The sequence below is a fragment of the Cytobacillus sp. ABV4_503 genome (genome assembly GCF_056158445.1).
The window spans coordinates 4,288,776-4,315,224 of record NZ_JBSWTH010000001.1 but is presented as its reverse complement, the minus strand read 5'-3'; the positions used below and the strand labels follow the sequence as shown (position 1 = coordinate 4,315,224).

Below are 26,449 nucleotides of genomic sequence, written 5' to 3'. Positions count from 1 at the left end.
CTATTTGCAAATTCGCCGTTCTATTTGCAGATATCAGGCTCTATTTGCGAAAATTACTTTTCTATTTGCAGGTTTTCCCGACCTATTTGCAACGTCCACATCTTCGCTTAAAACGACACTGCCAAAACACGCGCCTAAACCGTAAACTTCTCCAATTCCCTCTCCATAACACCAGTCATTTCCTTCAGCTGTTCCACCTTCACCATAACCTGCTCAAACGCGCGAAGCTGTTCCTCTGTAGAAGCGGAGATTTCCTCCGTCCCGGCAGCCGTTTCTTCGGTTACCGCTGAAATGTTTTCCACAGCGCTAATGACCTGCTGGCTCATATCACTGGAGGTCTTCATGTCTTCAACCAATTTTTCCAAATGGCTGTGAATGCCGGAAACATGCTCCGAAATGGTTTCAAAAACTTGTTCCGTTTCACCCATCGATTGGGATTGCTCTTTTGAAAGGGCATGTCCCTGTTCGGTGGCATTGTAAATATTGCTGATTCCATTTTGGATGTTGCTGACCATCGAGGCGATCAGATCGGTTGCTTTTGAAGAAGAATCGGCGAGCTTCCGTACTTCTTCTGCCACAACCGCAAAGCCTTTACCGGCTTCACCGGCACGGGCTGCTTCGATCGCTGCATTTAAGGCCAGCAGATTGGTTTGATCCGCAATATCTTTAACGGTGATAGCTGCGCCTTCAATTTCCTTGGTGAACTGGGCAAATTCACTGACTGAACTTCTAATATGGTTAGACGAACTGGATATCTCTTCAGCAAGTCTCATTTGTTTTTCCAGGGACACTCTGCCCTGAGTAACAGATTCCAATGCCTGTGTACTTTGTGTAGCGCTCTTCGCACTCGACTGATGGACAGTTGAAAATTGCTCGCCCATCACGCTCATTAACTCAGCGGTTGCCTGAACGTCTTCAGAAATGGCCTGGCTGCCTCTCGCCAGTTCATCCGTTGAAACGGCAACCTGGCTGCTGCTTTCATTTAAGCTGTGCATATAAGAAGCCACATCCCCGGCAAATCCTTTTACATTTTGGCTGACTTCTTCAATGGATTGCACGGTTCCTTTTAGATTCACCACCATTTTTGAGAAAGCTTCCGTTAGTTTATCCACTTCATAGGGGCTGTTTTCTTTAAAAGAAAGCTGTGATAAGTCTGCTGTTAAATCGCCCTCTGAAATTTTCTCTGCTTTTTCCACAATCGCATTGATTGGTTTTGTAATCTTTCTGGCAGCCATCCATGAGAATATAGCCGATAACAAAATAAGCAGCACGCTTCCTATGAGGGAGGAATTCGTGATAAAGGCGATTTTCTGGCTGGTTTCCTGAAGAATCCCTTCATACCATTCATTTGTCCGTTTCTTCAGCAGGTGCATATCGTTTAAAATGCCGGAAATTCTTATGCTCTGGCGCTTGATTTCGGCTTTGTTTCCATTGTTGAAGGCTTCAGTCGAAACTTCCGATAGCTCTGCATATTTTCCTTCAATGCTTCCAATGATTTTTTTGTGCTCTGGAACGGCGGCAACTGAAGAAAGTGAAGCCAGGTTTTCCTGAACTTCTTTCATCATGGTTAGTGCCTGGTCTTTGTTGGCGTCACTGGAATTATAGGTGTAATTGGCAAGTGATTGGCTTGTCACTACCAGGCTTTGCTCCAGGTCCTTCACTTTCAGAAGAAGTTCCACATCATCTTTAGCGGAGCTTTGAATGTTTAATGTCTGGTATATGATAAAGCCTATCATGCTGACCGACAGTACGAGCGGGATCAGCGTGACAATAATAAGGCGGTTGCGTAATGTCATCTTGGGAGCTCCTTTATTTCTCAGCTTTTACTGTGATTTTTCCATTGATTATGTCTTCTGTTGCTTTTTTCAACGCAGATTGCTGCTCCTCTGTTAAGGAAATGACCCGGACTTCGGAAAGGCCGACACCGTTTTCTGCCAGTCCCCATTCATAGGAGGAAGCTTCGATTTTTCCGTTTTCCGTCAATTCCTTCGCCAGGTTAAAAACAGCAATGTCGATGTTTTTGACCATCGATGTGGCAACGGCTTTTTCCGCAACAAAATACTGGTCGGAATCGACACCGCCGGCAAGCACGCCTTTTTCTTCCGCTTTTTTCAGTGCGCCAAAACCGGTGAATCCCGCAGCAGGGTAGATAAAATCTGCACCTGCAGCAATTTGCTTCTCAGCAATTTTCTCACCGAGAGCCGCATCTCCAAAGTTCCCGGCGTATTCTGTTAATACTTCAATTTTCGGATTGAAGTGCTTGGCACCTTGAATAAATCCATTTTCAAAATGGTGAATGACAGGGACATCGACACCGCCGATAAATCCCAGCTTGTCCGTTTTGCTTGTCATGGCAGCAAGCATCCCCACAAGGAAGCTTCCTTCATGCTCCTTAAAAGTAAGTGAGACCACATTTTCAAGCTCGGAAACAGCATCAATCAGCAAAAATTGCTTTTCGGGATATTTCTCAGCCGTTTTTTCAAGTGCTTCCTGTGCTGTGAAACCCAGTCCGATAATAAGGTCATGATCTTCTCTGACAAGCTCTTCAAGCGGCTTTTCAAAATTTCCGTCTGGAGCTTCTTTGTAATCAAACAGAATACCCAGCTCATCACGGGCTTTTTCCAGGCCCCGGAAGGCAGAGTCGTTGAAAGACTCATCTCCAAGTCCTGTGTCTGATAATAGAATGCCAATTTTATATTCTTTATTTTGGTTTTTACTTTGTTCAGAGGCAGAGCAGGCTGCCAGAAGTAAACTGAACAGAAGCAGAATAGTCAGTAGTTTTTTCAAAATAAACCTCCGTGTTGTCGTATTTCGCCTTACCTAATATCGGCAGAAAGGTGGAGGTTTTAAGTCTGAAGTCAGACCTTCCTCTAAAAAAAGCCAAATAAAAAAGCCTGCATATTCACAGGCTTCCAACATCATTCCTCCAGGACCTTATATTTTTCCTTTAGCGACTCCGGAGCCATTTTCACCATCTGCTGAAGGACAAACGATGTAATCACGATATCATCCGTAAATCCGAAAATCGACAGGAAGTCTGGCACAAGATCGAGCGGCAGTAGGATATAAAGAAGGCCGGCCGCAACCGGGAACAGCTTTTTGCCGGCTGATACCTCCCGTGAGAGAAAGTAATCCCTCAGGAAGGGAAGGAACTTCCAAAATTTTAATACAAACTTGATACGTTTGAAAAACTTCATTTAGTTCACCTATTTCTAGTTCATTCGCTGAATGGGAGCTGACACCTGAATGCGCGGCGGGTTTTTCACCTCAAGTGTGGCAGCTGACAGATAGCTTGTTTCAAGTATGCTTCAAAAAGTAAATAGAATTAGCCACTTTTGCAAAGTGTTCAATTAGGTATGAATCTCCTCTTTTTATAGTTTATATATGGTAAGAGGGGATATGCTACACTCGTTTCATCCTCCTTGGGATTGATTATCGAATAATCGTAATTTTATCCAGGTCGGCGCTTTTGACGCCTTCGTTAAAGATCAGCCTTGTTTTAAATTGAAAAATCCGGTCAGGTGCAGAGCAGGGAATGTCTTCAGGCAGCTGGAAGTTAAAGTCCATTTTGTTAGTTTCTTCTGATTCAATGACTTTGGTGGACAGAATGGTCGCTGTCCCGATCACTTCCTCCTTCTCTTCGTCAGGCGATGCCATGACCAGGTCACACTCAATCCGCTTAATCTGCTGATCAATGGTTCCTCCTTCAATCAGGAAGATTCCGCTCACATTTTCTCCTGGCGTATATTGAAGCTTTGGCAGCTGCAGATCAATTTTTGCAGAGCCTATTCCAAGCATTGACATGTATTTTCGTAAAATCAACAAAGATCTCTCCTCTAATTTTGTATAGGGGGGAAGCCTCGCTCACACCACAGTTTTCCTGTTTCCTTCTTTACGTGAAAATAACGATAAAGTTTCAAAGAATTTTCCTTCTACCTATTCCTCCATTTTATGAAGTAAAACATGCGGCGGTGCGGGCCTGTATAATAAGAAAAGCGGAGGTGCCTTGCTCACCCCCGACAAGCATAAGACGAGCCTTCCGGGAAGCGTCCTTTGCCTTAACTGGAAGGATTGGCTTATGACCTCGAGGGGGTAGGCACCGGAGCTAGACAAAAAAAGGGGCCTTTACCGCGGTGGTAAAGGCCCATAAATAAAGACCTCTACCGAATTTGGTAAAGGTCTTGCTAACAATTGTTTAGATTGCCAACAAAGCCGAGAGCATGTGCTCCGTAATGACGACTCTGCTGTAAAAGCTACTCCCCTTTAGGAGAAACTATTTAATTTATAGCTACATCATATTGGATTCTTAGATTTTTGTCAATATTCTTCCTTCCGTACTAGGAGACAGCTGTGATGCTTCTTCTTTCAGCAGTCCAGCCTATTAACAAAACAATCAGCGATGACGCAAACCCAATAAGGATACTGTTCGGTCCTTCATTGAAAAATAAAAATGTCCAGCCGGATAAAGTCCCAATCAGCACTGCGGCAGGCATCAGCATGCCTTTTTCCTTCCTGCTCCATAAGATCTGCAGGATAACCGGCAGCGCGGCCGCAAAAAAGACTCCGGAAATAAAGAATAAATCCAGTAAAGATATCGAGAATAAGTGGGCCCAAAATGGAATGGCCGCCACAAACAAAATCAGAATCCCCCACATATGCTTATTCAGCTTGAGGTCATTCCGGTCATAAAGAACATACAGCGAATGAATCTGTGATAGAAAAGTTTCGAAGAAGATAACCATTAAGATAAAAATGAGCAGAATCGTAATAGCGAAATGGTCGTATCTCAGGAAAATTTTTTCAAAGACGGAATAAAATTTTTGAAAGCCGCCTTTATAAATGGCCGATAAAGCAATCATCGAAAATGAAAAGGGGATGGTGCTCCAGATAAGACCAGTCATACTTAGACCGAGCCGCAGCTTTTCTCTTTTGCTTTTTAAAAGCATATTCCACATTTTCAGATCCAGCAGCAGATGCCCGAGCATGGCGATGGTAAAAGCCGTCAGCAGCAAGGGTAGCATATCCCATTCCACATAAAGCAGATACGGATGGTACAGGCGGATGCCATCGTATACGACTTCAATCCCTTCCAGCATATAAGCATGGACAAGAATCATGATCATGATTAAAAAGAGAATGCCCACTTTTAGCATGCTGAACCGGGTAAACCATTTTAACCGGAAAAAGATCGCTGCCAGAAACCCGAATAAAAAGAATAAACTCATCCCGACAGGAACCGGGGTGCCCAGTGGGAAAACGAGGATCCCTGCGGCAAAGCCCATAACGGACATGCCGAAAAAAATGGCCAGCAGAATGCCCCGCTTCATCCACTTTAAGGCAGGCTCCGACAAACGGCTTGCCATAATTCCGAGAAAAGATGAAGACTCTGCTGCAGACCGTACCCTTGCGATAATTGGAATAAGGGCCAAAAAGGCAATGGCGCCGGCAGCTGAAAAGCTGACAGTCCCGATAAAGCCGTAACGCAAAAAAGCTTCAGGTGCTGTAAAAACGGCATTGCCTGATGTCCATCTTGAGATAATGGCAATGCTCAGCAGCCCGAAGCCATATTGAACTGATTTGGATAGGTTTGTATTCATCAGTGCTGCTCCCTGTATTGCTTTGGTGTAATGTTCTCTTTTTTCTTAAATTGGCTTGAAAAATAATGAAGACTGTTAAAGCCGGTTTTTTCAGCGATCTCTGAAATGCTGTAATGGGTGGTAGACAGAAGGTGTTTAGCTTTTTCCAGCCTGTAAATGGTCAGGTAGTCAATAAGGGAAGTGCCAACTTCTTCGCTGAACCTGCGGCTTAAATAGGCTGGGCTTGCATGGACCCTGGCTGCAATATCCTGAAGGCCAATCCGCTGTTCATAGGACTCATGAATTTGATTTAAAGCCTCGTTTACCATTTTGGAATATTCCTTTTTGAAAATGGGAGTGGAGAACTTTTTCAGCGTTTCTTTTAATTCTTCTTCGATAATAGGCTTGGTCAGGTATTCGGAAACCCCCAGCTGAATGGACTTTTTGGCAAATTCAAAGTCCTGGTGGGCTGATAGAATGATGATTTGCAGATGGGGCTGGAGCTCTTTTAAATCTTTGACCAGTTCAAGCCCGGACTTGCCCGGCATCTCAATGTCCACAAAAGCCAGATGAAAGTAGTGTTCCTTGCTGATGGCAAGAGCCTGGCTGCTGTCATAGGCAAAGTGGAAATTCCATAAAGGAAATGCCGGCTTTAGAATATATTCAAGCTGTTCAATTACGATTGGTTCATCATCTATGCATAATACATTCATGCCTGCTCCTCCTGCTGGAATTCGACTTTTGGGAGTGTTATTTTCACAGTAGCTCCGTTTTGTTCATTTTTATAGATGTCCAAATTTGCCTTTTGAAACAGGAGATCGAGCCGCGTTTTAACATTGGAAAGACCCTGCCCTTTTGTCATCATGTCCTCGAATGAATGATCACCGATGCCAAGGCCGTTATCCTCGACATATAAAGTGATGTGGTCTTCGTGGCTTGCCGCTTTAATGGTGAGGGAAAGAGGTCCGGGTTTTTTCTCCAGTCCGTGCTTGAATGAGTTTTCCACAATCGTCTGAAGCAGGTAAGGAGGCACAAAGTGCTTCAATGCTTCTTCGTCTACATCCTCCGTAATGGTAAGGCGGTTATGAAACCGCAGCTCCTGTATTTTTAAATAATATCTGGTATACTCCCATTCTTTTTTTAACGGAATTAATTGCTCTTTTATCTGGTACTTGAATTTTAAAAACAGGGACAAGGTTTCCATTGCCTTGATCAGTGTTTCTATGCGGTTTAAGCGGGCGAGACCGAGCATCAGGTTAATGGTATTGAATAAAAAATGCGGGTGAATCTGCTGATTCAGCTGCATATATTTGCTTTCCTGCAGCGTATTTTCCAGAACCACCTGCTGCTTTTCGAAGGAAAGACTATCAATCTGTTTTTCAAAAGCCAGCACCATCATTAAGATAATGGCTCCGGCCATCGGCACAAATATGGAAAAAATCGCAAACAATGAAAAGGTCTCGTATGTAATGAGCATGGTCTTCACGCCTTAAAAGAATTTATAATAGTATAACATGTCAGATAACTGGTTAGTAAGTTAATTCGGGAAACGTAATAAAATGGAATTTTAGTTGAATGAAAGTTGTAAAGCAAAAAAGAGCGAAGCCATAAGGCATCGCCCAAAAGGGGGTTATTCCATAATATGAGATCAGCACTGTGGCTGGAACTCCTGTTATTTAAGAAATTGCCTCCGCATAATGGCAGGCGGCCTGATGTCCTTCTCCCAGACTCTTAAGCTCCGGATCGGACTGCCTGCACAAGTCGGTAGCCAGCGGACATCTTGTATGGAACCGGCAGCCGGCAGGAGGATCGATAGGGGACGGGACATCGCCCTTCAGGATGATACGTTCCTTTTTCTTTTTCCGGTTTGGCTCCGGAATGGCTGACAGCAGCGCCTGTGTATAAGGATGGCGCGGGTTGTCAAATAAGCTCTTTTTCTCAGCAATTTCAACTACTTTTCCCAGGTACATAACGATGATTCGGTCAGAGATATGGCGCACAACCCCAAGGTCATGAGAGATAAATAGATACGTTAAGCCATATTCCTTCTGCAGCTTTTTTAATAGATTCAGTACCTGTGCCTGAACGGAAACATCAAGTGCGGATACAGCCTCGTCACAGATGATCAGCTTCGGCTCCACCGCCAATGCGCGGGCAATGCCGATCCGCTGGCGCTGACCGCCGCTGAATTCGTGCGGATAGCGGTCAATATGCTCTTCCTTTAATCCAACCTGTTCTAAAAGTTCAATTGCCCGGCGCCTCCGATTCGCTTTCGGAACAACATTCAGGATCCCCATTGCTTCCTCAAGCGTCTGGCCAATGGATCTTCTTGGGTTAAGAGATGCGAACGGATCCTGGAAAATGACCTGCAAGTCTTTGCGGATCGAACGCATCTCCCGTTTTGATTTAGACAGCAAATTCGTTCCCTGAAAGATAACCTCCCCGCCAGTCGGCTCATCCAGGCGCAAAATCGCGCGTCCTGTCGTCGACTTTCCGCATCCGGATTCACCGACAATGCTGACGGTCTCCCCTTCATAAATCGTAAAGTTCACGCCATCAACCGCTTTTACATGATTGACGGTGCGGCCAAAAACGCCGCCTTTAATCGGGAAGTACTGCTGCAGGTCCTTAACTTGAAGGATTTCCTTTTCTTTAGTTAGCGTGGCTGACATCTGCTGCAACCTCCTTTGCTGCCGGCCCGTTCCATCTTTCCGAGTACATCCAGCAGCGGACTTTATCATCGTTATCAATCAATAAATCCGGTTCTTCCGTTCTGCACAAATCAGTGGCAAACGGGCATCTTGGTGCAAAGCTGCATCCTGGAGGAAGATTGTCCGGGCTTGGAACTGTACCAGGGATAGCCTCAAGTTCCTCCACGTCCCTGTCCACAGCCGGAATGCTTCTCAGCAAGCCCTGTGTGTAAGGGTGCTTTGGATTTTCAAAAAGGGAATCTACATCCGTATGCTCGACAATTTTTCCGCAATACATAACGGCGACACGGTCACAGGTTTCTGAAACCACACCCATATCATGCGTGATCATGATGACAGCCGTTCCAAGCTGCTCCTGCAGGTTCTTTAAAAGATCTAATATCTGCGCCTGAATCGTTACATCAAGAGCCGTAGTCGGCTCATCAGCAATCAGCAGCTCCGGCTTGCACGCCAATGCCATTGCAATCATGACACGCTGGCGCATGCCGCCGCTTAATTCATGGGGCTCCTGTTTGGCTCTTTTTTCAGGGGATGGAATACCGACTAAACGCAGCATTTCAACCGCCTTCTGCCAGGCTTCTTTTTTCGGCAGCTTTTGATGAATCCGGAAAGCTTCTGCAATCTGTTCACCGACAGAATACACAGGATTGAGTGAAGTCATCGGTTCCTGGAAGATCATCGAAATCTTATTTCCGCGCATTTGCCGCATGCCTTCCTCTGTTTCAGATAGCAGGTTTTTCCCTTTAAAATTGATTTCACCGTCCACGATCTTTCCCGGAGGCTCTGCAATCAGCCGCATGATGGAGAGAGAGGTGATGCTCTTTCCGCTCCCGGACTCTCCGACAATGCCGAGCGTTTCTCCTCTTTTTACATCAAAGTCTACGCCGTCGACTGCTTTAATGACTTTTTTGCCGGAGAAGAAATGAGTTTTTAAGTTTTTCACTTCCAGTATCGTTTCTTTATGTTCAGTTCCCATCATTCTGCTCCTCTCAATCGGGAATGGTTTTAGTTCAGTTCAACACGTTTATTCAGGAATCGGTAGGACAGGTCAACAAGCAGGTTGACGATGACAAACAATACCGATACGAATAAAATCGATCCCTGCACAAGCGGCAGGTCACGCATCCGGATGGCATCAATAATTAATCGGCCGACTCCATTTATGGCAAAGACGGATTCTGTTAAAACTGTTCCGCCGAGAAGGGCGCCAAACTGCAGGCCGACTACTGTAATAACCGGGATCAGTGCATTTTTTAACGCGTGCTTGTAAATGATTAGACGCTGACGTACACCCTTTGCCTTGGCAGTGCGGATATAGTCCTGACGGATGACTTCCAGCATGCTCGCACGTGTCATCCTGGCCACAATGGCTGCGCCGCCTGTTCCGAGTGTAATGGCCGGAAGGATGACATGGCTGAAGGTCCCCCAGCCGGCAACCGGAAACCATTGAAGTCCGACCGAAAAATAGATGATCAGCATCAGGCCGAGCCAGAAGTTCGGCAAGGATACGCCAAGAAGGGCAACCATCATTAAACCAACATCTGTAAAGCTGTTTTGCTTCGTTGCTGCAATGATTCCGAACAGTACACCCAAAACAATCGTAATCACAATGCTCCAGAATGCCAATTCAAGTGTGATTGGCAAACGGACGAGGATTTCGTCCAGAACAGGACGGCTTGTCCGTATGGATTCGCCAAAATCTCCTTTTACAACATCCCCAACATAACTCAGATATTGAACGGCAAGAGGCTGATCTAATCCGAGGTCATGGCGGATCGCTTCCACCTGCTCATCGGTTGCCCCTTCACCTGCCACTAGAACGGCGGGGTCACCGGGAACCATTTGCATGATGAGAAAAACCATAAGGGTAACGCCCAGCAGAACCGGGATCATTTGAACAAGCCTGCGCATCAGAAAGATAAACATGTGAGAACCTCCTTAATTTTTCATTCGCGGATCCAGTGCATCACGGAGTCCGTCTCCGAATAAGTTAAAGCCCAGAACGATCAGGGCAATGGCGATGCCCGGGAATAACGCGATGTGCGGCGCAGTGAACAGAAAATCACGGCCATCGCTCAGCATCGCACCCCATTCAGGTGTTGGCGGCTGTGCCCCCATTCCAAGGAAGGAAAGGCCTGCTACTGAAAGAATCGATGTCGCCAAGCGCAATGTTCCCTGTACGATAATTGGACTCATAATATTAGGCAGGATATGAACAAAAATAATTTTCAGGTCGCTTGCCCCTAAAACACGGATTGCATCGATATATTCCATTTTCTTAACGCTTAAAGTCGAGCCGCGGACAATACGGGCAAAAGTAGGGATCGAAAAAACACCGACAGCGATCATAACGTTTATAAGACTTGGCCCCAGTGCGCTGACAATGGCAAGTGCAAGCAGCAGTCCAGGAAATGCAAGCAGCACGTCAATGAAACGCATGATAATCGTATCCACCCAGCCTCCGTAGTAGCCGGAGATAATCCCCAGAACAATTCCAAATAATGCTCCGATGAAGACTGATACAAAGCCAACTGCCAGGGAAAGCTGTGAGCCGTATAAAATACGGCTGAAAATATCCCGGCCTTTATCATCAGTTCCCATAATATGGTCAGCTGATGGAGGCTGCAGTTTGTTCACAAGGTCAATTTCGTATGGATCATAAGGCGAGATAAGCGGTGCAAGGACAGCGAGAATAATGTAAATAAAAACAATGCTGCCGCCTACCAGCGACATTTTATTTTTGATAAGAGCTTTTGCCAGATCGGCTCCCTTGGCCTTCCTTTTGGAAACTGGCACAGGAGCTTTGGCTGTTTCTTGAGGATTTGCAATTGTGCTCATGTTTAGGTTCCTCCCCATGTGTCTTATTGGTTGAGAACTAATTTATCAAAATTATTAACTATTTTGTCTGAATTTTAAGATAAAGTAAAAAATTCGCAAAAACATGACAAAAAAACGAAAACATTGGCAAAAAATTTTTCCTATAATGAACACAACCTTTTCAATTGGGATGCAGAGCAAATGCCCGTCTCGGTTGAAATTCACACAGCACAGCAGAGATTTACATATTCTTTACATATTAATAGGGGGTGAAGGGATGAAACAAAGAGTTGAGAAGCTTAGAAAGAAAATGTCGGAAAATGGGTGGAAAGGGGTTTTTATTTACTCACCTGAAAACAGATACTATTTTTCCGGATACAAGGGGTCAGCAGGTGCTCTTTTAATAGAAGAGGATTCACAGAAGCTGTTTACAGATTTCCGATATGTGGACCAGGCGAAAGATCAGGCATCCGATTTCGAGGTGATCCAGCATCAGCAAAACCTGATTGAAATGGTTTGTGATTCTTTTTCTTCTACTATTAAGAATGGAACACTCGCCCTTGAACTTGGAGATGTTCCGGCATCTGTCTACTTGGAAATTCAAACAAGGCTTCCGGAAGCTGAGCTGGTGGATGTTACGTCCTCAACAAATGAAATCCGCATGATTAAAGATGAGGAAGAAATCGAAAACATGCGAAAAGGGATCGAGATTTGCGATCAGGCTTTCACACACATTTTGGATTTCATCCGTCCAGGCATAACCGAAAAGGATATCGGACTGGAACTTGAAATTTTTATGAAAAGACAGGGTGCCGAACGCATTAAGCCCAATCATGTGATTGCTTCAGGTCCGCGTTCCTGTCTTCCTCATGGACAGGCTACTGACCGGGTAATTGAGGTCGGGGATTTTGTCAAAATGGATTACGGTGCGATCGTAAACGGTTATTTCTCTGATTTTACAAGGACGGTTGTCGTTGGAGAGCCGTCTGAAAAGCAGGTGGAGATCTATAATATCGTCCGCCGGGCGCAGGAGGAATCCCTGAAGGCGATCGGACCTGGAAGAACGTGCAGAGAACTTGATGAAATCGGACGCGGCATTATCCGTGAAGCAGGCTATGGCGACAAATTTGGACACAGCCTGGGACATTCGCTGGGACTGGCCATCCATGAACAGCCTGCGATGAGAGCGACAGATGAGACCATTCTTCAGGAAGGGATGGTTATCACTGTTGAGCCGGGGATTTATATTCCTGGGTTTGGCGGAGTCAGAATAGAGGACCTGGTTGTCATTACAAACGATGGCCATGTGAATTTCACCAAATCAACAAAGGATTTGCAAGTGATATCCTATTAAACAGGGGGTAAAGAGGATGAAAATGAAAAGTTTTTGGCTGGGATTAGCCGCTGTAATTTTATTATTAGCCGGATGCTCCGGCGGCAGTGATCCGGGAAGCCTTGAATCTTCCAGCGGTGATTCCAATGCTTCAAATAAAGACCTGGTTATTGCTGTACTATCAGATGCGACTAAATTGGATCCGCATCTGGGCACAGATATTCCATCTGCGAATGTGTATCACGGTAAAATTTACGAAGGTCTTGTACAGCAGGATGAAAATATGGAAATCCAGCCTGCTCTTGCTACTGAATGGAAGCAGCTTGACGACCTAACATGGGAATTCAAGCTTCGTGAAGGAGTAAAATTCCATGACGGCACTGATTTTACAGCAGAAGCTGTTCAGAAAACAATTGAACGGGTACTGGCAGAAGAAACAGCTTCACCGCGTTCGAATCTTTTTGAAATGATTAAAGAGGTAAAAGTAGTCGATGATCACACCGTTCAATTGATTACAGATTATCCATATGCTCCACTATTGGCGAACCTTGCCCACTATGCAGCCGGCATCCTAAGCCCGACTGCCATTGAGTCAGGAGACAATCTCGGTCAAAACCCGGTTGGTACAGGCCCTTACAAGCTTGGCGAGTGGAAGCCTGGACAGGAAATCAAATTGACTGCGTTCGAAGATTACTGGGGCGACAAGCCTTCAATGGAAACAGTCACATATAAAGTAGTTCCTGAAGATTCTACCCGTATTGCCATGGTTGAAACAGGGGAAGCGCATATCGCAGAGCCTGTGCCTGTCACAGAAGTAGAGCGCATTGAAAACAGCGACAGCATGGAGCTTGTACGCAGTGAAGCGCTAGGTGTAGACTACATCGGCTTTAACGTTGAAAAAGAACCATTCAATAATGTTAAAGTGCGCCAGGCTATCAGCTATGCAATTGATACAGAAGCCATTGTAAAAGGCGTTTATAACAATGTTGGTACAGTTGCAACAGCTCCGATGGGACCTGCAATCTGGGGCCATAACCCGGATCTTGAAGGCTACAAATATGACCTTGAAAAAGCGAAGCAGCTATTAGCGGAAGCCGGTTACCCGGACGGCTTTAAAACAACCATCTGGACAAATGATAATAAAGCACGCATGGACGTGGCTGAGGTTGTTCAGTCTCAATTAAAGGGCATTGGCATTGAAGTTGAAACAAAAGTAGTGGAGTGGGGCGCATACCTTGAAGGTACAGCAAAAGGCGACCACGATATGTTTATCCTTGGGTGGTCCAACATGACCGGGGATGCGGATTACAACCAGTACTTCCTGTTCCACAGTGATGCACGAGGAAACCCTGGTAACCGTTCTTTTTACAGCAATCCGAAAGTGGATGAGCTGATCGACAAAGGACGCCAGGAAACGGATGAGCAAAAACGTCTTGAAATCTATGCCGAAGCTCAAAAAATTGAGATGGAAGAAGCGCCAATTGTCTTCCTTCGCAATGATGAAGACCTTGCAGTCATCGGCAGCAATGTCAAAGGCTTCTGGATGCATCCATCAGGATTGTACATGCTTGAAAAGGTTACGGTTGAATAAGAATGTGAACACAAAAAAAAGGAGCTGTAGCCATTTGGGTACGGCTCCTTTCATCGAAGATACTTCACGATCCGAAATTTTTATTGAATTAAAACATTAATAGTCTAATAATTTGCTATAATCAGAACTATAGAAGCGTAAATAATATTAGAGGTGAACTCCATGAACTTTGATTTCCACAACCACCCATACCCATCACAGCGAACGACCGTCATGGCCAATAACGGCATGGTGGCTACTTCCCAGCCGCTTGCGGCACAGGCTGGATTAGATATCATGAAAAAAGGCGGAAATGCCATAGATGCAGCCATTGCAGCAGCTGCTGCTCTTACAGTGGTTGAACCGACATCAAACGGGATCGGCGGCGACGCATTTGCACTGGTCTGGACGAAAGGGGAGCTTCATGGATTGAATGCAAGCGGCCCTGCACCAAAGTCCATTTCCATCGAAGCATTAAAGGAAAGAGGCATCGAAAAAATGCCGACGCACGGCTGGATGCCGGTAACGGTGCCTGGTGCTCCATCCGCGTGGGCTGAGCTTTCCAAGCGTTTCGGCAAGCTTCCGTTAAAGGATGTCCTTCAGCCAGCCATCGATTATGCTGAAAAAGGCTATCCTTTAACACCGATTCTCGGCAAGTACTGGCAGGTTGCTTATAAAAAGTTTAAGCAGATTCTGACTGATGACGAATTCCAGCATTGGTTTGAAACCTTTGCTCCAGATGGCAGGGCTCCTGAAATTGGCGAGATCTGGCGGTCTGAAGGGCATGCTGCCACTTTAAGAGCTATTGGCGAAACGGACGGCGAGAGCTTTTACCGCGGGGAAATTGCTGAAAAGATCGATGCCTTTTCAAAAAAATACAATGCATTCCTATCAAAGGAAGACCTCGCAGATTACAAGGCGGAATGGGTGGATCCCATCAAAGTTCATTACCGCGGATATGATGTCTGGGAAATCCCGCCGAACGGCCAGGGGCTCGTCGCTCTCTTGGGCTTAAATATCGCTAAAGGCTTTGAATTCCGCGATAAAGAAACGGTTGATACATATCACAAACAAATTGAAGCAATGAAGTTAGCTTTTACTGACGGAAAGGCATTTATTACGGATCCTGCGGAAATGAGAGTGACAGTTGAAGAATTGCTTTCAGAGGAGTACGGTGAATCCCGCCGCAGCGAGATTGCCGGCGAGGCTCTGACTCCACAGCCATACCAGCCGCCGCGAGGAGGTACCGTTTATCTGGCAACAGCCGACAGAGAAGGCAATATGGTATCCTTCATCCAAAGCAACTATATGGGCTTTGGATCCGGGCTCGTCGTTCCGGGAACGGGAATTGCTCTTCAGAATCGCGGACACGACTTCTCTCTTGATCCGGAGCACCATAATGCACTGAAGCCCGGCAAGAAAACGTACCACACAATTATCCCTGGATTCCTGACAAAAGACAGCGAAGCAGTTGGACCGTTTGGGGTGATGGGAGGCTATATGCAGCCGCAGGGGCATATGCAGGTGGTCATGAATACAGTGGATTTCCATTTGAATCCGCAGGCAGCCCTTGATGCGCCAAGATGGCAGTGGATTGAAGGGAAAAAGGTCCAGGTGGAACCGCACTTCCCTAATCATATTGCACAGGCTTTGGTGCGCAAAGGCCATCAAATCGAGGTAACCGTTGATACTGGCGGATTCGGCCGCGGCCAGATTATCTGGCGAGACCCTAAAACAGGCGTGCTTATGGGCGGAACGGAAGCACGCACAGATGGATCAATCGCCGCCTGGTAATAAAAAATAAGGAAGCAGCACGCATATAAGAGTAAAATAACCATATAAAAGGTACTGAGGAGCGGAAAAAATGGCCGCTCCTTCACCTGCTTTTTCCTGAGTTGAGTACCTTCAAATTGAAAAGAGGTGGTGGCATCATGAAGCAGGCTGACATCTTTATGGCTTTTTTCCGAGTGGGCATTCTGGGATATGGAGGCGGTCCGTCATCCATTCCGCTTGTCCATAAAGAAGTTGTTGATAAATATAAATGGATGGATACGGATGAATTTGGCGATGTACTGGCGCTCGGCAACGCACTCCCTGGTCCGATTGCCACAAAAATGGCCGGCTACATCGGCTATCGTGTTGGCGGGATTCTTGGCATGGTTAATGCGTTAGTGGCAACGATGGTTCCAACTATTGTCCTTATGATTATTCTTCTTACCGCGTTAAATACATTTAAAGACCAGCCTTGGGTAGCGGGCATGACAAAGGCAGTCGTTCCAGTAGTGGCAGTTATGCTGGCAACACTCACCTGGGACTTTGTTAAAAAGTCTTCGAAATCATCACTCGGCTGGGGCTGGACATTGCTTTTTGTTGCGGCAAGCCTGGTGCTTCTGGAATTTGTGAATATCCATCCGGCTATCATCATTTTTGTTTTGCTGGCAGCCGCTCTCCTGAAAAAGGATAAAGCTGAAAAAAATGAAGCGAAAAAGGAGAGGAATCTCGCATGATTTACGTTCAGATATTCTTGGCATTCTTCATTCCAGGGATTCTTGGATACGGCGGGGGACCAGCATCCATTCCGTTAGTTGAGAATGAAGTGGTCGATCATTATGGATGGCTCACAACAAATGAATTCAGTGAAATGCTGGCAATGGGCAATGCTCTGCCGGGACCGATTGCAACGAAAATGGCCGGCTATATTGGCTATGAACAGGGAGGAATCCTCGGAGCAATCGTGGGGGTATTCGCAACTGTAGCTCCATCGCTGATACTGATGATTACACTGCTCGGACTTCTTATGAAGTATAAGGAATCACCGCGCGTCAAGCGGATGACTACTTATATCCGGCCAGTTATCGCGGTTTTGCTTGGCATCATGACGTATGATTTCTTTTTCTCAGCTTACGAGGGTGTCGGGATCCTGCAGACACTTTTCATCGGACTGCTTAGCTTTTTCCTGATGGAAAGGCTTAAAGTCCATCCGGCTTATGTTATCGCCGGAGCGCTCGTTTACGGGGGGCTTGTTTTAGGATAGGGGAGGATTTTTTATATGACATTTTCCATCGTTGGATATGATCCAAAGGAAAAAGAATGGGGAATCGCAGTTCAATCGAAATTTCTCGGCGTTGGTACAGTAGTGCCATTTGCAAAAGCAGGTATCGGAGCCGTTGCGACTCAGTCCTACGCGAATACTTCATATGGACCGTGTGCATTGCAATTGATGGAAGAAGGTAAAACGGCTGAGGAAGCACTTGAAATCATTACCAAAGATGATCCTGAAAAAGAGCTCCGTCAGGTCGGACTGCTGGATGCCATGGGGAACCCGGCAACGTTCACAGGGGATGGCTGCTATAATTGGGCTGGAGGAATAACCGGACCTCACTTTGCCGCGCAGGGCAACATCCTAGTGGATGAAAAAACCGTTCAGGCAATGGGCCAGACTTTTATCAGCACGGACGGCTCTCTGGCTGAGCGCTTGCTTGCCGCCTTGAATGCAGGCCAGGCAGCCGGCGGTGACAGCCGCGGACAGCAATCCGCAGCCCTTCTTGTAGTGAAAGAAGCTGGCGGATACGGAGGGTTTAACGACCGCTACATAGACTTGCGGGTCGATGACCATCCGGAGCCGATTACTGAATTGATTCGAATTTATCATCTGCAGCAGCTGTATTTTGCGCCGTCAAAGGCTGAAAGGGTTGCGGCAATTGAAGGTGAGATAAAAGAGGAGCTTGTCCGGGAATTAACTCGGCTCGATTATTTAGAGGCTGGTCAGGGTCATGAACATCTTATGAAAGCATTAACTGCCTTTATTCATACCGAAAATTTCGAAGCCCGCGAGCAGGTAGCGGGGAAAATTGATTTGGATGTCTTGGCGTATATGAAAAATAAGTGAAAATGGAAAAGCGGAGAGTGGAGCTCTTCGTTTTTTTTTGGTTTTACTATGTGCATGCTGGAAAGCTGTTAGGACGGGAACTGACCGATATATTGGAAAACTGACCGATAAAAAGGAAAATGTGACCGATATAACTGGAAAGTGACCGATAAAATAAAATACTGACCGATAAAAGTGATGTAGTGACCGAAATCAGCTAACTCAATTCAAAAAAGCACGCAATCCCGGCTTCCTAAACCTGCCAAATGTTTAAATCCGCTTGTTTAATGCCTAAACTGCTGATAAATGTTAGGATAGTAGAGTTAAACGAATTTGGTAGGAGAGATTTATAAAATGTCAACAGTAAAAGTAAGCAGAAATGAACCGTGCCCATGCGGGAGCGGAAAAAAATATAAAAAGTGCTGCGGCAGCAAAGATGCAGTTTCAATTAAGGATGTTTTGAATCACGAAGTTCTTGAGCTACAAAAGGAAGTAAGGGCCTATGCGCTTACTCATTTTGCAGATGACATAAAAGAAGATTTCATGGATCTTCTTGATATCCTTGAAGACATTGAACCTGAGGAAAAAGAGTTTTATGAATTTGTACACTCTTTTTGGTACATTCTTTTTGGAACGCTGGAAGATATGGACTCTATTATGGATGAGTTTATTCATGCAAAATTACCGGCCGTTGCCCGTCCGCGCTTAAAAAACATTTTAAAATCGTGGACAGACAGTAAAGCGGCAACTGGGATACTAACCGAGGTGTCTGAAGATAAAGCAGCCATTAAAGATTGCCTGACCGGGAAGGTTTACAATATCCCCCTATTTGGTGATATGGATGTTCATGAAGGAAACTTTGCCTTTGCCATGCTTCTTCCTTATGGAGAAGAGTATGTGGCGTTTCCGGCCATTTTCGATCTGCCAGGAGAAAATGCTGCACAGTTTGCAGACTACATTCAGTATTCATTTGAAGATGCAAAATACGATGATCCTGAAGAATACCTGGCTGAATACTTTGTTGATCTCATGAATGACACACCCAAATCATTAGCAGTGCCAGCTATTGATAATTTCGATTGGCCAACCAAGGGTGCAGAGCAGGTTGCGGATATGTTCCGTGTCGACATGATCAAAGCTGGGGAAGAACCATGGCTCATCGGGATGGGGATTTCACTCTGGATGGAGTATCTGACAAAAACCGGCAAACAGGTCAAAAAGCCTGACAACTATGTTGCAGGTCTTCGATACCTAGTGAGTACGATAGCGCCTACAAAGGAAAATCTCACTCAGAAGGAATTTGGAGAGAAATACGGAATCAATGCGAACCGTGTCTCCACTTATTATGGTGAAATTTATGATGCTGTTGAGAAAACCATTATTGAACTGATTGAATCGTCGAATTCATAAAAAGGAGAGCATTTTTGCTCTCTCTTTTTTTTGGAGAGAATGTGGTTCTGGCGCGGACTGACCGATATTTTGTAAAACTGACCGATATAACGGAAATCTGACCGATATATCCAGAAAGTAACCGATAAACCTAAATTTTGACCGATAAACCTGGCAAAAGTGACCGATATACTTACTCTATATTGAAAATGAATCAAAAAGCAGGAAAATTTGCATCCGTAAACGAATTCTATCTTCAAACCTAAAAAGGAGTGCTGCTTTTGATTGAAAAAGACCGATTTATCCCCATCAGAATACAAAAAAATCACGCATTGCTGAAGAGAATTGCGAAAAATCATCCAAAGCGGTTAGTTATCGAATCAGAACAAACCAGGAGAATAGCAGGATATAAAGGCGAGCAGGCAATTGACTTCCACTTAAGTAAACTGCCGGAAAAAGAGTTTTTAATCTTCCATGACCTTCGTCTCTCAAGTGGGAAGCATTTTTTTCAGATAGACACGCTCATCTTACATCCCGCTTTTGCTTTAATTTTAGAAGTGAAAAACTATGGCGGAACCTTATACTTCGATCCTGATTTCAATCAATTAATCCAAACAAATACTAAAGGAGAAGTCAAAGGCTATCCAAATCCGATAGAGCAAGCCAGAGTACAATGTTCTGAAATGGAAAAATGGCTGTTGAAACGCAATATCAATATTCCCGTTGAGTTTTTCATCATCAGCAGCAAACCCTCTACCATTCTTAAAACCGCTCCAGGCCACGTGAAAATGCTCCAAAGTGTCCTTCATGTTCAATTCCTTTTGAAAAGTATTGAGAAAATAAAGGCCGCTCATAAAAAAGAAGTCCTATCACCAAAACATATGAAGAAAATCTCCCGCTCTCTTCTAAAAGAACATACCCCAAAAAGTTTTGATATCCTAAAGCATTACGAAATCTCAACATCCGAAATACAAACAGGCGTCATCTGCAGAGTTTGTTCATCATATCCCATGAAGCGCCATTATGGGACTTGGTTTTGTACCAAATGTCAAACCAAAGAGAAAAATGCTCACATTTCAGCTCTTATGGACTTATTCCTTCTCAACAATGATTCTCCATTGAATAATAGACAAATCTGCAGTTTTCTTCACATTTCTTCAGGAGATATAGCCAAAAAACTTCTTTCAGCAAGCAAACTGCGGTGTTCCGGTTCAAAAAAAGGTAGAGTGTATTTACCGAAACCAGACTATCAGCAAATTAAGGATCTGGAATAGCCCGCATGTGGCATAAGTTGTCACCCCCCTCCCAAAGTGGTAATATTAATAAGAAATAATGTGAATTTTCATGGGAGGATTCCGCCGAAAAGAAGCGAATCTTTAACTACCTATGCTTAAATAGACTTTGAATTTAGATATGCATAGTTCCGGCGCCTTGAGTCATCAACAGGGCACTTGTGCTGTCATATCCAACATAAAGGAGCGTTTTTATGCTTGGGATTTTAAATAAAGTGTTTGATCAAAATAAACGCGAAATAAAACGTCTCACCAGAATGGCAGAACAAATTGAAGCACTTGCATCTGATATGGAAAAATTATCGGACGAGCAGCTGCGCGAGAAAACGGAAGAATTCAAAGCCCGCTACCAAAAGGGCGAAACCGTCGATGATATGCTGACTGAAGCCTTTGCGGTTGTCCGCGAAGCAGCAAAGCGCGTTCTTGGCTTATATCCTTATCCGGTTCAGTTAATGGGGGGGATTTCCCTTCATGACGGAAATATTTCAGAGATGAAAACCGGTGAAGGTAAAACCCTGACTGCAACGATGCCGGTTTACCTCAATGCCCTAACAGGCAAGGGTGTCCACGTAGTTACAGTCAACGAATACCTTGCGAGCCGTGATGCCACTGAAATGGGCCAGCTCTACGAATTCCTGGGCCTGACTGTCGGCTTGAACTTAAATGGGCTTTCCAAAGAAGAAAAACAGGCAGCATATGCTGCCGATATCACATACAGCACAAACAACGAGCTTGGGTTCGATTACCTTCGCGATAACATGGTTCTCTACAAAGAGCAGAAGGTTCAGCGCCCGCTGCACTATGCCGTAATTGATGAAGTGGACTCCATCCTCATTGATGAAGCACGTACACCGCTGATCATTTCAGGTTCAGCACAAAAGTCCACTCAGCTTTATATCCAGGCTAATGCCTTTGTCAGCCGCCTGAAAAAAGATGAAGACTTCACATATGATGAAAAAACAAAGGGTGTGCAGCTGACAGAAGAAGGGATGACTAAAGCAGAGAAGGCTTTTGGAATCGATAACCTTTTTGACATTTCTCATGTTGCACTTAACCACCATATTACACAGGCATTAAAGGCACATTCCAGCATGCATCTGGATGTCGATTATGTTGTGCAGGAAGGCGAAATCGTCATCGTTGACCAATTTACCGGCCGTCTGATGAAGGGCCGCCGCTACAGTGATGGACTCCACCAGGCCATCGAAGCTAAGGAAGGCCTGGAAATCCAGAACGAAAGCATGACACTTGCAACGATCACATTCCAGAACTATTTCCGTATGTATGAAAAGCTTGCCGGTATGACTGGTACGGCGAAAACGGAAGAAGAGGAATTCCGCAATATCTACAATATGAACGTTATTGTGATTCCGACAAACCGTCCGATCGCCCGTGATGACCGTCCTGATTTAATTTATGCAACAATGGATGGAAAATTCCGTGCGGTTGTGGAAGATATTGCTGATCGCCACAAAAAAGGACAGCCTGTGCTAGTCGGTACAGTGGCTATCGAAACATCAGAAATCATCTCTAAATACCTGAGCAAAAAAGGTGTTCCGCATAATGTTCTAAACGCGAAGAACCATGGACGTGAGGCGGAAATTATCCTGGATGCCGGTAAGCAGGGTGCTGTGACAATCGCGACTAACATGGCAGGGCGCGGTACGGATATCAAGCTTGGAGAAGGCGTAAAGGAGCTTGGCGGCTTATGTGTTGTTGGTACAGAGCGTCATGAAAGCAGACGTATTGATAACCAGCTCCGCGGACGTTCCGGACGTCAGGGAGACCCGGGTGTCACGCAATTCTATCTTTCCATGGAAGATGAATTGATGCGCCGATTCGGTTCTGACAATATGAAATCGATGATGGAGCGCCTTGGAATGGATGACACTCAGCCGATTCAGAGTAAAATGGTTTCAAGAGCCGTTGAATCTGCGCAAAAACGCGTTGAGGGCAACAACTTTGATGCGCGTAAGCAGCTTCTTTCTTACGACGATGTTCTCCGTCAGCAGCGTGAAATTCTTTACGGTCAGCGTAACGAAGTTCTGGAGTCTGAGAACTTGAGAGAGATTGTTGAAAAGATGATTATGACCAGCATCCAGCGCAATGTGGAAGGGTATGCACCTGGACATGAAGACGAGGAAAACTGGAACCTGCAGGGCATCATTGACTATGTAAATGGAAACCTTCTAAATGAAGGCGACCTAACCGTTAATGATATCCGCGGCAAGGATACGGAGGAAATCGCCGAAACCATTTTTGCCAAGGTTAAAGAACGCTACAATGAAAAAGAGGAAATGCTGAGCCCTGAGCAAATGCGTGAATTTGAGAAAGTCATCGTGCTTCGTGCAGTTGACTCTAAATGGATGGATCACATTGACGCAATGGATCAGCTTCGCCAGGGAATCCACCTGCGTGCATATGGCCAGACAGATCCACTCCGCGAGTACCAGGGAGAAGGATTTGCGATGTTTGAAAACATGATTGCTTCCATCGAAGAGGATGTTGCAAAGTATATTATGAAAGCCGAAATCCGCAACAACCTCGAGCGTCAGGAAGTGGCCAAAGGCCAAGCCGTCAACCCGAAAGAAGACGGTGAAAAGGTTAAGAAAAAGCCTGTGGTCAAGCAGATGGACGTTGGACGCAACGACCCATGCATCTGCGGCAGCGGCAAGAAATATAAAAACTGCTGTGGTGCAGAATAGAAAAGCGGAAGCGCCTTGCCCACCCCCGACATCTCGAGGGGGTAGGCGCTGGAGCTAGACAGTTATCGACGTTAAAAATTTATTTCTCACTTAAAATAAACCAAGAGCCGGCAACAGTGCCGGCTTCTCTCTTTGGGGAAACTTTGAAGCCTTACCATGAAAGTATGGCTTTAATAGATAATCACGCTATAATATGAAAAAAATAATTTTTGAGGTGACCAAAATGGAATTAGCAGATATTCGCAATGAACTTGAAAAAACAGCTAAGATTTTAGCGGACTTTAGGGGGTCTCTTTGACTTAGAAAACAAAGAGGCGCGCATCGCTGAGCTTGATGATGTCATGCTGCAGCCCGGATTTTGGGATGACCAGCAGGCGGCACAGATTGTTATCAGTGAATCGAACTCACTGAAAGAACAGGTAGTTGAATTCCACGATTTATACGAAACGTTTGAGAATCTGGAATTAACTTATGAGCTGGTAAAAGAAGAGAGCGACGCAGAATTGCAGGCAGATCTAGAGGGAGAGCTCAAGGACTTAGTGAAGCGCCTGAACGATTTCGAGCTTCAGCTTCTTTTAAGCGAAGAATATGATAAGAACAATGCCATTCTTGAACTGCATCCGGGTGCAGGCGGAACCGAGTCACAGGACTGGGGCAGCATGCTGCTTCGCATGTATACACGCTGGGCGGAAAAGAAAGGCTTCAAGGTTGAAACACTTGATTACCTGCCAGGAGATGAAGCAGGCATCAAGAGTGTTACCCTTAGCATTAAGGGCCATAACGCTTACGGGTACTTAAAGGCTGAAAAAGGCGTGCACCGTCTTGTAAGGATTTCTCCATTCGACTCTTCGGGCCGCCGTCATACTTCATTCGTATCCTGTGAAGTGATGCCGGAGTTCAATGACGAAATTGAAATCGACATCCGTACGGAAGATCTGAAAATCGACACATACCGTGCAAGCGGCGCCGGCGGTCAGCATATCAACACGACCGATTCTGCTGTCCGTATCACCCACTTGCCGACAAATGTCGTGGTAACGTGCCAGACAGAGCGTTCCCAGATCAAAAACCGCGAACGTGCCATGAAAATGCTGCAAGCTAAGCTCTATCAAAAGAAAATCGAAGAGCAGGAAGCAGAATTGGCTGAAATCCGCGGCGAGCAAAAAGACATCGGCTGGGGAAGCCAGATCCGCTCCTATGTCTTCCACCCGTATTCTATGGTAAAAGACCACCGCACCAACACGGAAGTCGGCAACGTCCAGGGAGTTATGGACGGCGACCTGGATTTGTTTATTAATGCATATTTGCGATCAAAATTGATTTTGCCTCAGGATTAATATGCAAAATAGCCTATGCTGGCATGTGGCCGGCATAGGCTTGTTTTTTTATTGGATTATAACTGAGCTAGCCGGTGAATGGGGATTGCTTTAGGAGTGGATGCGCTTTTTGAGTTGATTAATTTCGGTTTCGTGGACTCCGCTTTTTTTACTAAGGTGTTCGATATCAATTTTTGTGCCCTTCAAAGCATCCGAAATAACATCGAACGTCTCTTCATGCTGATCTAACTTCGTTTCAATATGCTTAAAATGGCTTCTGAATTCGGTGGCATTGTTCTCAATCTGTTCAGAAAGTCTTTCAACACTATTTTCAACATTCCCAAGTCTACTTTCAACATTCCCAAGTCTGCTTTCAACATTCCCGAGTCTGCTATCAACATTCCCAAGTCTGCTATCAACTTTATCAATTCTGTTCTCAACATTCCCGAGCCTGCTATCAACTTTATCAATTCTGTTCTCAACATTCCCGAGCCTGCTATCAACTTTATCAATTCTGTTCTCAACATTCCCGAGCCTGCTATCAACTTTATCAATTCTGTTCTCAACATTCCCGAGCCTGTGTTTAACATCAGCAAATTCATGATCAATCGAATCAAACCTCTGATCAATCGAAACGAACTTCTCATCAATTCCATCAAACCTCTTGGAATGTTCTTTCAGTGTACTCAAAATTTCATTAAGAATCTTCTCCATTTTTCTCACCTCCTTTTCGACATTATACCACATGCAGCATAATTTCATGCTGAAGATTAAGCTGCTAAGAGCTTTGTGGACTAATGTTCATAAACATATCACACATTAAAATCGCATGATAAATTGAACGCTTTTATCGCAACATAATGGAAAGGCAGGTCAGAGTCCTTTAATACGGCAGTCTAATGGCATTTACAGGCTCCAGACTCCATGCTATACTCACTGACGGTAAAAATGGAATATGAACTTAATTCTGCATAGATCGGGACACCGGAGGGAGAAGAAATGGGCAAGAATAGAAGAGGATATACTTATAGTACAAGGGCGGAGAGATTGCTGGAGTACTTATATGTTTTAATAGGTTCAGGAATAGTGGCGATTGCGTTTAATATGTTTTTGCTTCCCAACCGAATTGCATCAGGAGGAGTAAGCGGGATCAGTACGATCCTGGATGCGGTGGCTGGCTGGGAGCCCGCATATGTACAGTGGGCATTTAATATACCGCTTTTTATTGCAGGTGTGCTTTTGCTCGGAAAACAATTTGGGGCGAAAACTCTGGCTGGTACAATATTTCTGCCGTTTGTTGTTTTTCTTACAAAAGATTATGAGCCATGGACATCTGATCCCCTGCTGGCTTCTTTGTTTGGCGGAATTGGCGTTGGCCTGGGTTTAGGTATTGTATTTCGGGGTAAAGCATCAACTGGAGGCACAGACCTTGCAGCACAGATTATTAACAAGTATACAGGTTTGTCCCTTGGAACTTGTGTAGCGATAATCGATGGATTGATCGTACTGTCAGCTGCGATTATTTTTGACATAGAGCAAGGGCTTTATGCCTTGATTGCCTTATATGTAACAAGCAAAACAATCGATCTCATACAGCTTGGATTCAGCCGGACAAAGATGGCATTAATCATTACGGAAAAACAAAGTGAAGTTCGTGAAGGAATTTTGAATAAAATTGACCGCGGTGTGACAAAACTATCAGCATACGGTGGTTATACCGACCATGAACGTCCAGTCCTCATGTGTGTGGTGGACCAGACGGAGTTCACAAAATTGAAACAACTGGTTCAAACCATTGATCCTACTGCATTTATCATTGTTACGGATGCTTCCGAGGTGTTGGGCGAGGGTTTCAAACGAGCATAGTGTTGG

The 26,449-nt window shown here is 45.1% G+C and carries 23 protein-coding genes; 11 read left to right on the top strand and 12 right to left on the bottom strand.

Annotated elements, in window-relative coordinates; translation table 11 throughout:
• Window positions 1–134: 134 nt before the first annotated feature.
• The 11 genes from ACXAD1_RS21730 to nikC all read right to left on the bottom strand — a co-directional run bounded on the left by ACXAD1_RS21730 (window position 135) and on the right by nikC (window position 11,125).
• Window positions 135–1,796, bottom strand: a complete 1,662-nt coding sequence (locus tag ACXAD1_RS21730; RefSeq protein WP_474910950.1) for a methyl-accepting chemotaxis protein — start codon at window positions 1,794–1,796, stop codon at window positions 135–137.
• Between the two features lie 13 nt (window positions 1,797–1,809).
• A complete protein-coding gene (locus ACXAD1_RS21725; protein ID WP_474910949.1) occupies window positions 1,810–2,787 on the bottom strand; it encodes a BMP family lipoprotein in 978 nt (325 codons plus the stop codon).
• A 131-nt stretch (window positions 2,788–2,918) separates the two neighbouring features.
• On the bottom strand, window positions 2,919–3,197 hold the full coding sequence (locus tag ACXAD1_RS21720; protein ID WP_474910948.1) for a YkvA family protein: 279 nt from the start codon (window positions 3,195–3,197) through the stop codon (window positions 2,919–2,921).
• Between the two features lie 235 nt (window positions 3,198–3,432).
• On the bottom strand, window positions 3,433–3,822 hold the full coding sequence (locus tag ACXAD1_RS21715; RefSeq protein ID WP_206840101.1) for a sporulation protein: 390 nt from the start codon (window positions 3,820–3,822) through the stop codon (window positions 3,433–3,435).
• A 515-nt stretch (window positions 3,823–4,337) separates the two neighbouring features.
• A complete protein-coding gene (locus ACXAD1_RS21710; protein WP_474910947.1) occupies window positions 4,338–5,597 on the bottom strand; it encodes an SLC5/6 family protein in 1,260 nt (419 codons plus the stop codon).
• Window positions 5,597–6,289, bottom strand: a complete 693-nt coding sequence (locus ACXAD1_RS21705) for a response regulator transcription factor (protein ID WP_370223805.1) — start codon at window positions 6,287–6,289, stop codon at window positions 5,597–5,599. Before ACXAD1_RS21705 ends, ACXAD1_RS21710 begins: the two co-directional genes overlap by 1 nt.
• The gene (locus tag ACXAD1_RS21700) at window positions 6,286–7,053 is read right to left on the bottom strand and encodes a sensor histidine kinase (protein ID WP_370223806.1); all 768 of its coding nucleotides are present in this window, start codon (window positions 7,051–7,053) and stop codon (window positions 6,286–6,288) included. Before ACXAD1_RS21700 ends, ACXAD1_RS21705 begins: the two co-directional genes overlap by 4 nt.
• A 199-nt stretch (window positions 7,054–7,252) precedes the next feature.
• Window positions 7,253–8,248 carry an ABC transporter ATP-binding protein gene (locus tag ACXAD1_RS21695; RefSeq protein ID WP_370223807.1) on the bottom strand — a complete coding sequence of 332 codons (996 nt, stop codon included), beginning with the start codon at window positions 8,246–8,248 and terminating at the stop codon, window positions 7,253–7,255.
• A complete protein-coding gene (locus tag ACXAD1_RS21690) occupies window positions 8,229–9,263 on the bottom strand; it encodes an ABC transporter ATP-binding protein (RefSeq protein WP_370223826.1) in 1,035 nt (344 codons plus the stop codon). Before ACXAD1_RS21690 ends, ACXAD1_RS21695 begins: the two co-directional genes overlap by 20 nt.
• 29 nt (window positions 9,264–9,292) lie before the next feature.
• Window positions 9,293–10,213: a nickel ABC transporter permease gene (gene nikB / locus ACXAD1_RS21685; protein WP_035329199.1), complete on the bottom strand. Its 921-nt coding sequence runs from the start codon at window positions 10,211–10,213 to the stop codon at window positions 9,293–9,295.
• A 12-nt stretch (window positions 10,214–10,225) separates the two neighbouring features.
• On the bottom strand, window positions 10,226–11,125 hold the full coding sequence (nikC, locus tag ACXAD1_RS21680; protein WP_244671195.1) for a nickel transporter permease: 900 nt from the start codon (window positions 11,123–11,125) through the stop codon (window positions 10,226–10,228).
• Between the two features lie 256 nt (window positions 11,126–11,381).
• Here nikC and ACXAD1_RS21675 point away from each other — a divergent pair, with 256 nt between their 5' ends.
• From ACXAD1_RS21675 to prfB, 10 genes are all read left to right on the top strand, one after another.
• Window positions 11,382–12,458, top strand: coding sequence for a M24 family metallopeptidase (locus ACXAD1_RS21675; protein WP_474910946.1), 1,077 nt, complete (start codon window positions 11,382–11,384; stop codon window positions 12,456–12,458).
• 16 nt (window positions 12,459–12,474) lie between these two features.
• On the top strand, window positions 12,475–14,028 hold the full coding sequence (locus ACXAD1_RS21670) for a glutathione ABC transporter substrate-binding protein (RefSeq protein WP_370223810.1): 1,554 nt from the start codon (window positions 12,475–12,477) through the stop codon (window positions 14,026–14,028).
• Window positions 14,029–14,190: 162 nt separating this feature from the next.
• Window positions 14,191–15,801: a gamma-glutamyltransferase family protein gene (locus tag ACXAD1_RS21665; RefSeq protein ID WP_474910945.1), complete on the top strand. Its 1,611-nt coding sequence runs from the start codon at window positions 14,191–14,193 to the stop codon at window positions 15,799–15,801.
• A gap of 137 nt (window positions 15,802–15,938) precedes the next feature.
• Window positions 15,939–16,514 carry a chromate transporter gene (locus tag ACXAD1_RS21660; protein WP_474910944.1) on the top strand — a complete coding sequence of 192 codons (576 nt, stop codon included), beginning with the start codon at window positions 15,939–15,941 and terminating at the stop codon, window positions 16,512–16,514.
• The gene (locus ACXAD1_RS21655) at window positions 16,511–17,041 is read left to right on the top strand and encodes a chromate transporter (RefSeq protein ID WP_206840114.1); all 531 of its coding nucleotides are present in this window, start codon (window positions 16,511–16,513) and stop codon (window positions 17,039–17,041) included. The genes ACXAD1_RS21660 and ACXAD1_RS21655 overlap by 4 nt, the downstream gene beginning before the upstream one ends.
• A gap of 15 nt (window positions 17,042–17,056) precedes the next feature.
• Entirely contained in the window at window positions 17,057–17,896 is an 840-nt protein-coding gene (locus ACXAD1_RS21650; RefSeq protein WP_474910943.1) for a DUF1028 domain-containing protein, read from the top strand.
• Between the two features lie 333 nt (window positions 17,897–18,229).
• Complete coding sequence (locus ACXAD1_RS21645) at window positions 18,230–19,285, top strand: YecA family protein (RefSeq protein ID WP_474910942.1); 1,056 nt, start codon at window positions 18,230–18,232, stop codon at window positions 19,283–19,285.
• A 260-nt stretch (window positions 19,286–19,545) separates the two neighbouring features.
• Window positions 19,546–20,538, top strand: coding sequence for a nuclease-related domain-containing protein (locus ACXAD1_RS21640; protein ID WP_474910941.1), 993 nt, complete (start codon window positions 19,546–19,548; stop codon window positions 20,536–20,538).
• Window positions 20,539–20,750: 212 nt separating this feature from the next.
• A complete protein-coding gene (gene secA / locus ACXAD1_RS21635; protein ID WP_206840121.1) occupies window positions 20,751–23,261 on the top strand; it encodes a preprotein translocase subunit SecA in 2,511 nt (836 codons plus the stop codon).
• A gap of 223 nt (window positions 23,262–23,484) precedes the next feature.
• Window positions 23,485–24,598 (top strand): peptide chain release factor 2 gene (gene prfB, locus ACXAD1_RS21630; RefSeq protein WP_206840122.1). Its coding sequence is split into 2 segments (ribosomal slippage): window positions 23,485–23,556 and window positions 23,558–24,598, totalling 1,113 coding nucleotides; the frame shifts between segments, so codons are not numbered across the junction.
• A 90-nt stretch (window positions 24,599–24,688) separates the two neighbouring features.
• Here prfB and ACXAD1_RS21625 read toward each other — a convergent pair.
• Window positions 24,689–25,324 carry a hypothetical protein gene (locus tag ACXAD1_RS21625; RefSeq protein WP_474910940.1) on the bottom strand — a complete coding sequence of 212 codons (636 nt, stop codon included), beginning with the start codon at window positions 25,322–25,324 and terminating at the stop codon, window positions 24,689–24,691.
• A gap of 252 nt (window positions 25,325–25,576) precedes the next feature.
• Here ACXAD1_RS21625 and ACXAD1_RS21620 point away from each other — a divergent pair, with 252 nt between their 5' ends.
• A complete protein-coding gene (locus ACXAD1_RS21620; protein ID WP_370223821.1) occupies window positions 25,577–26,443 on the top strand; it encodes a YitT family protein in 867 nt (288 codons plus the stop codon).
• Window positions 26,444–26,449: the final 6 nt, after the last annotated feature.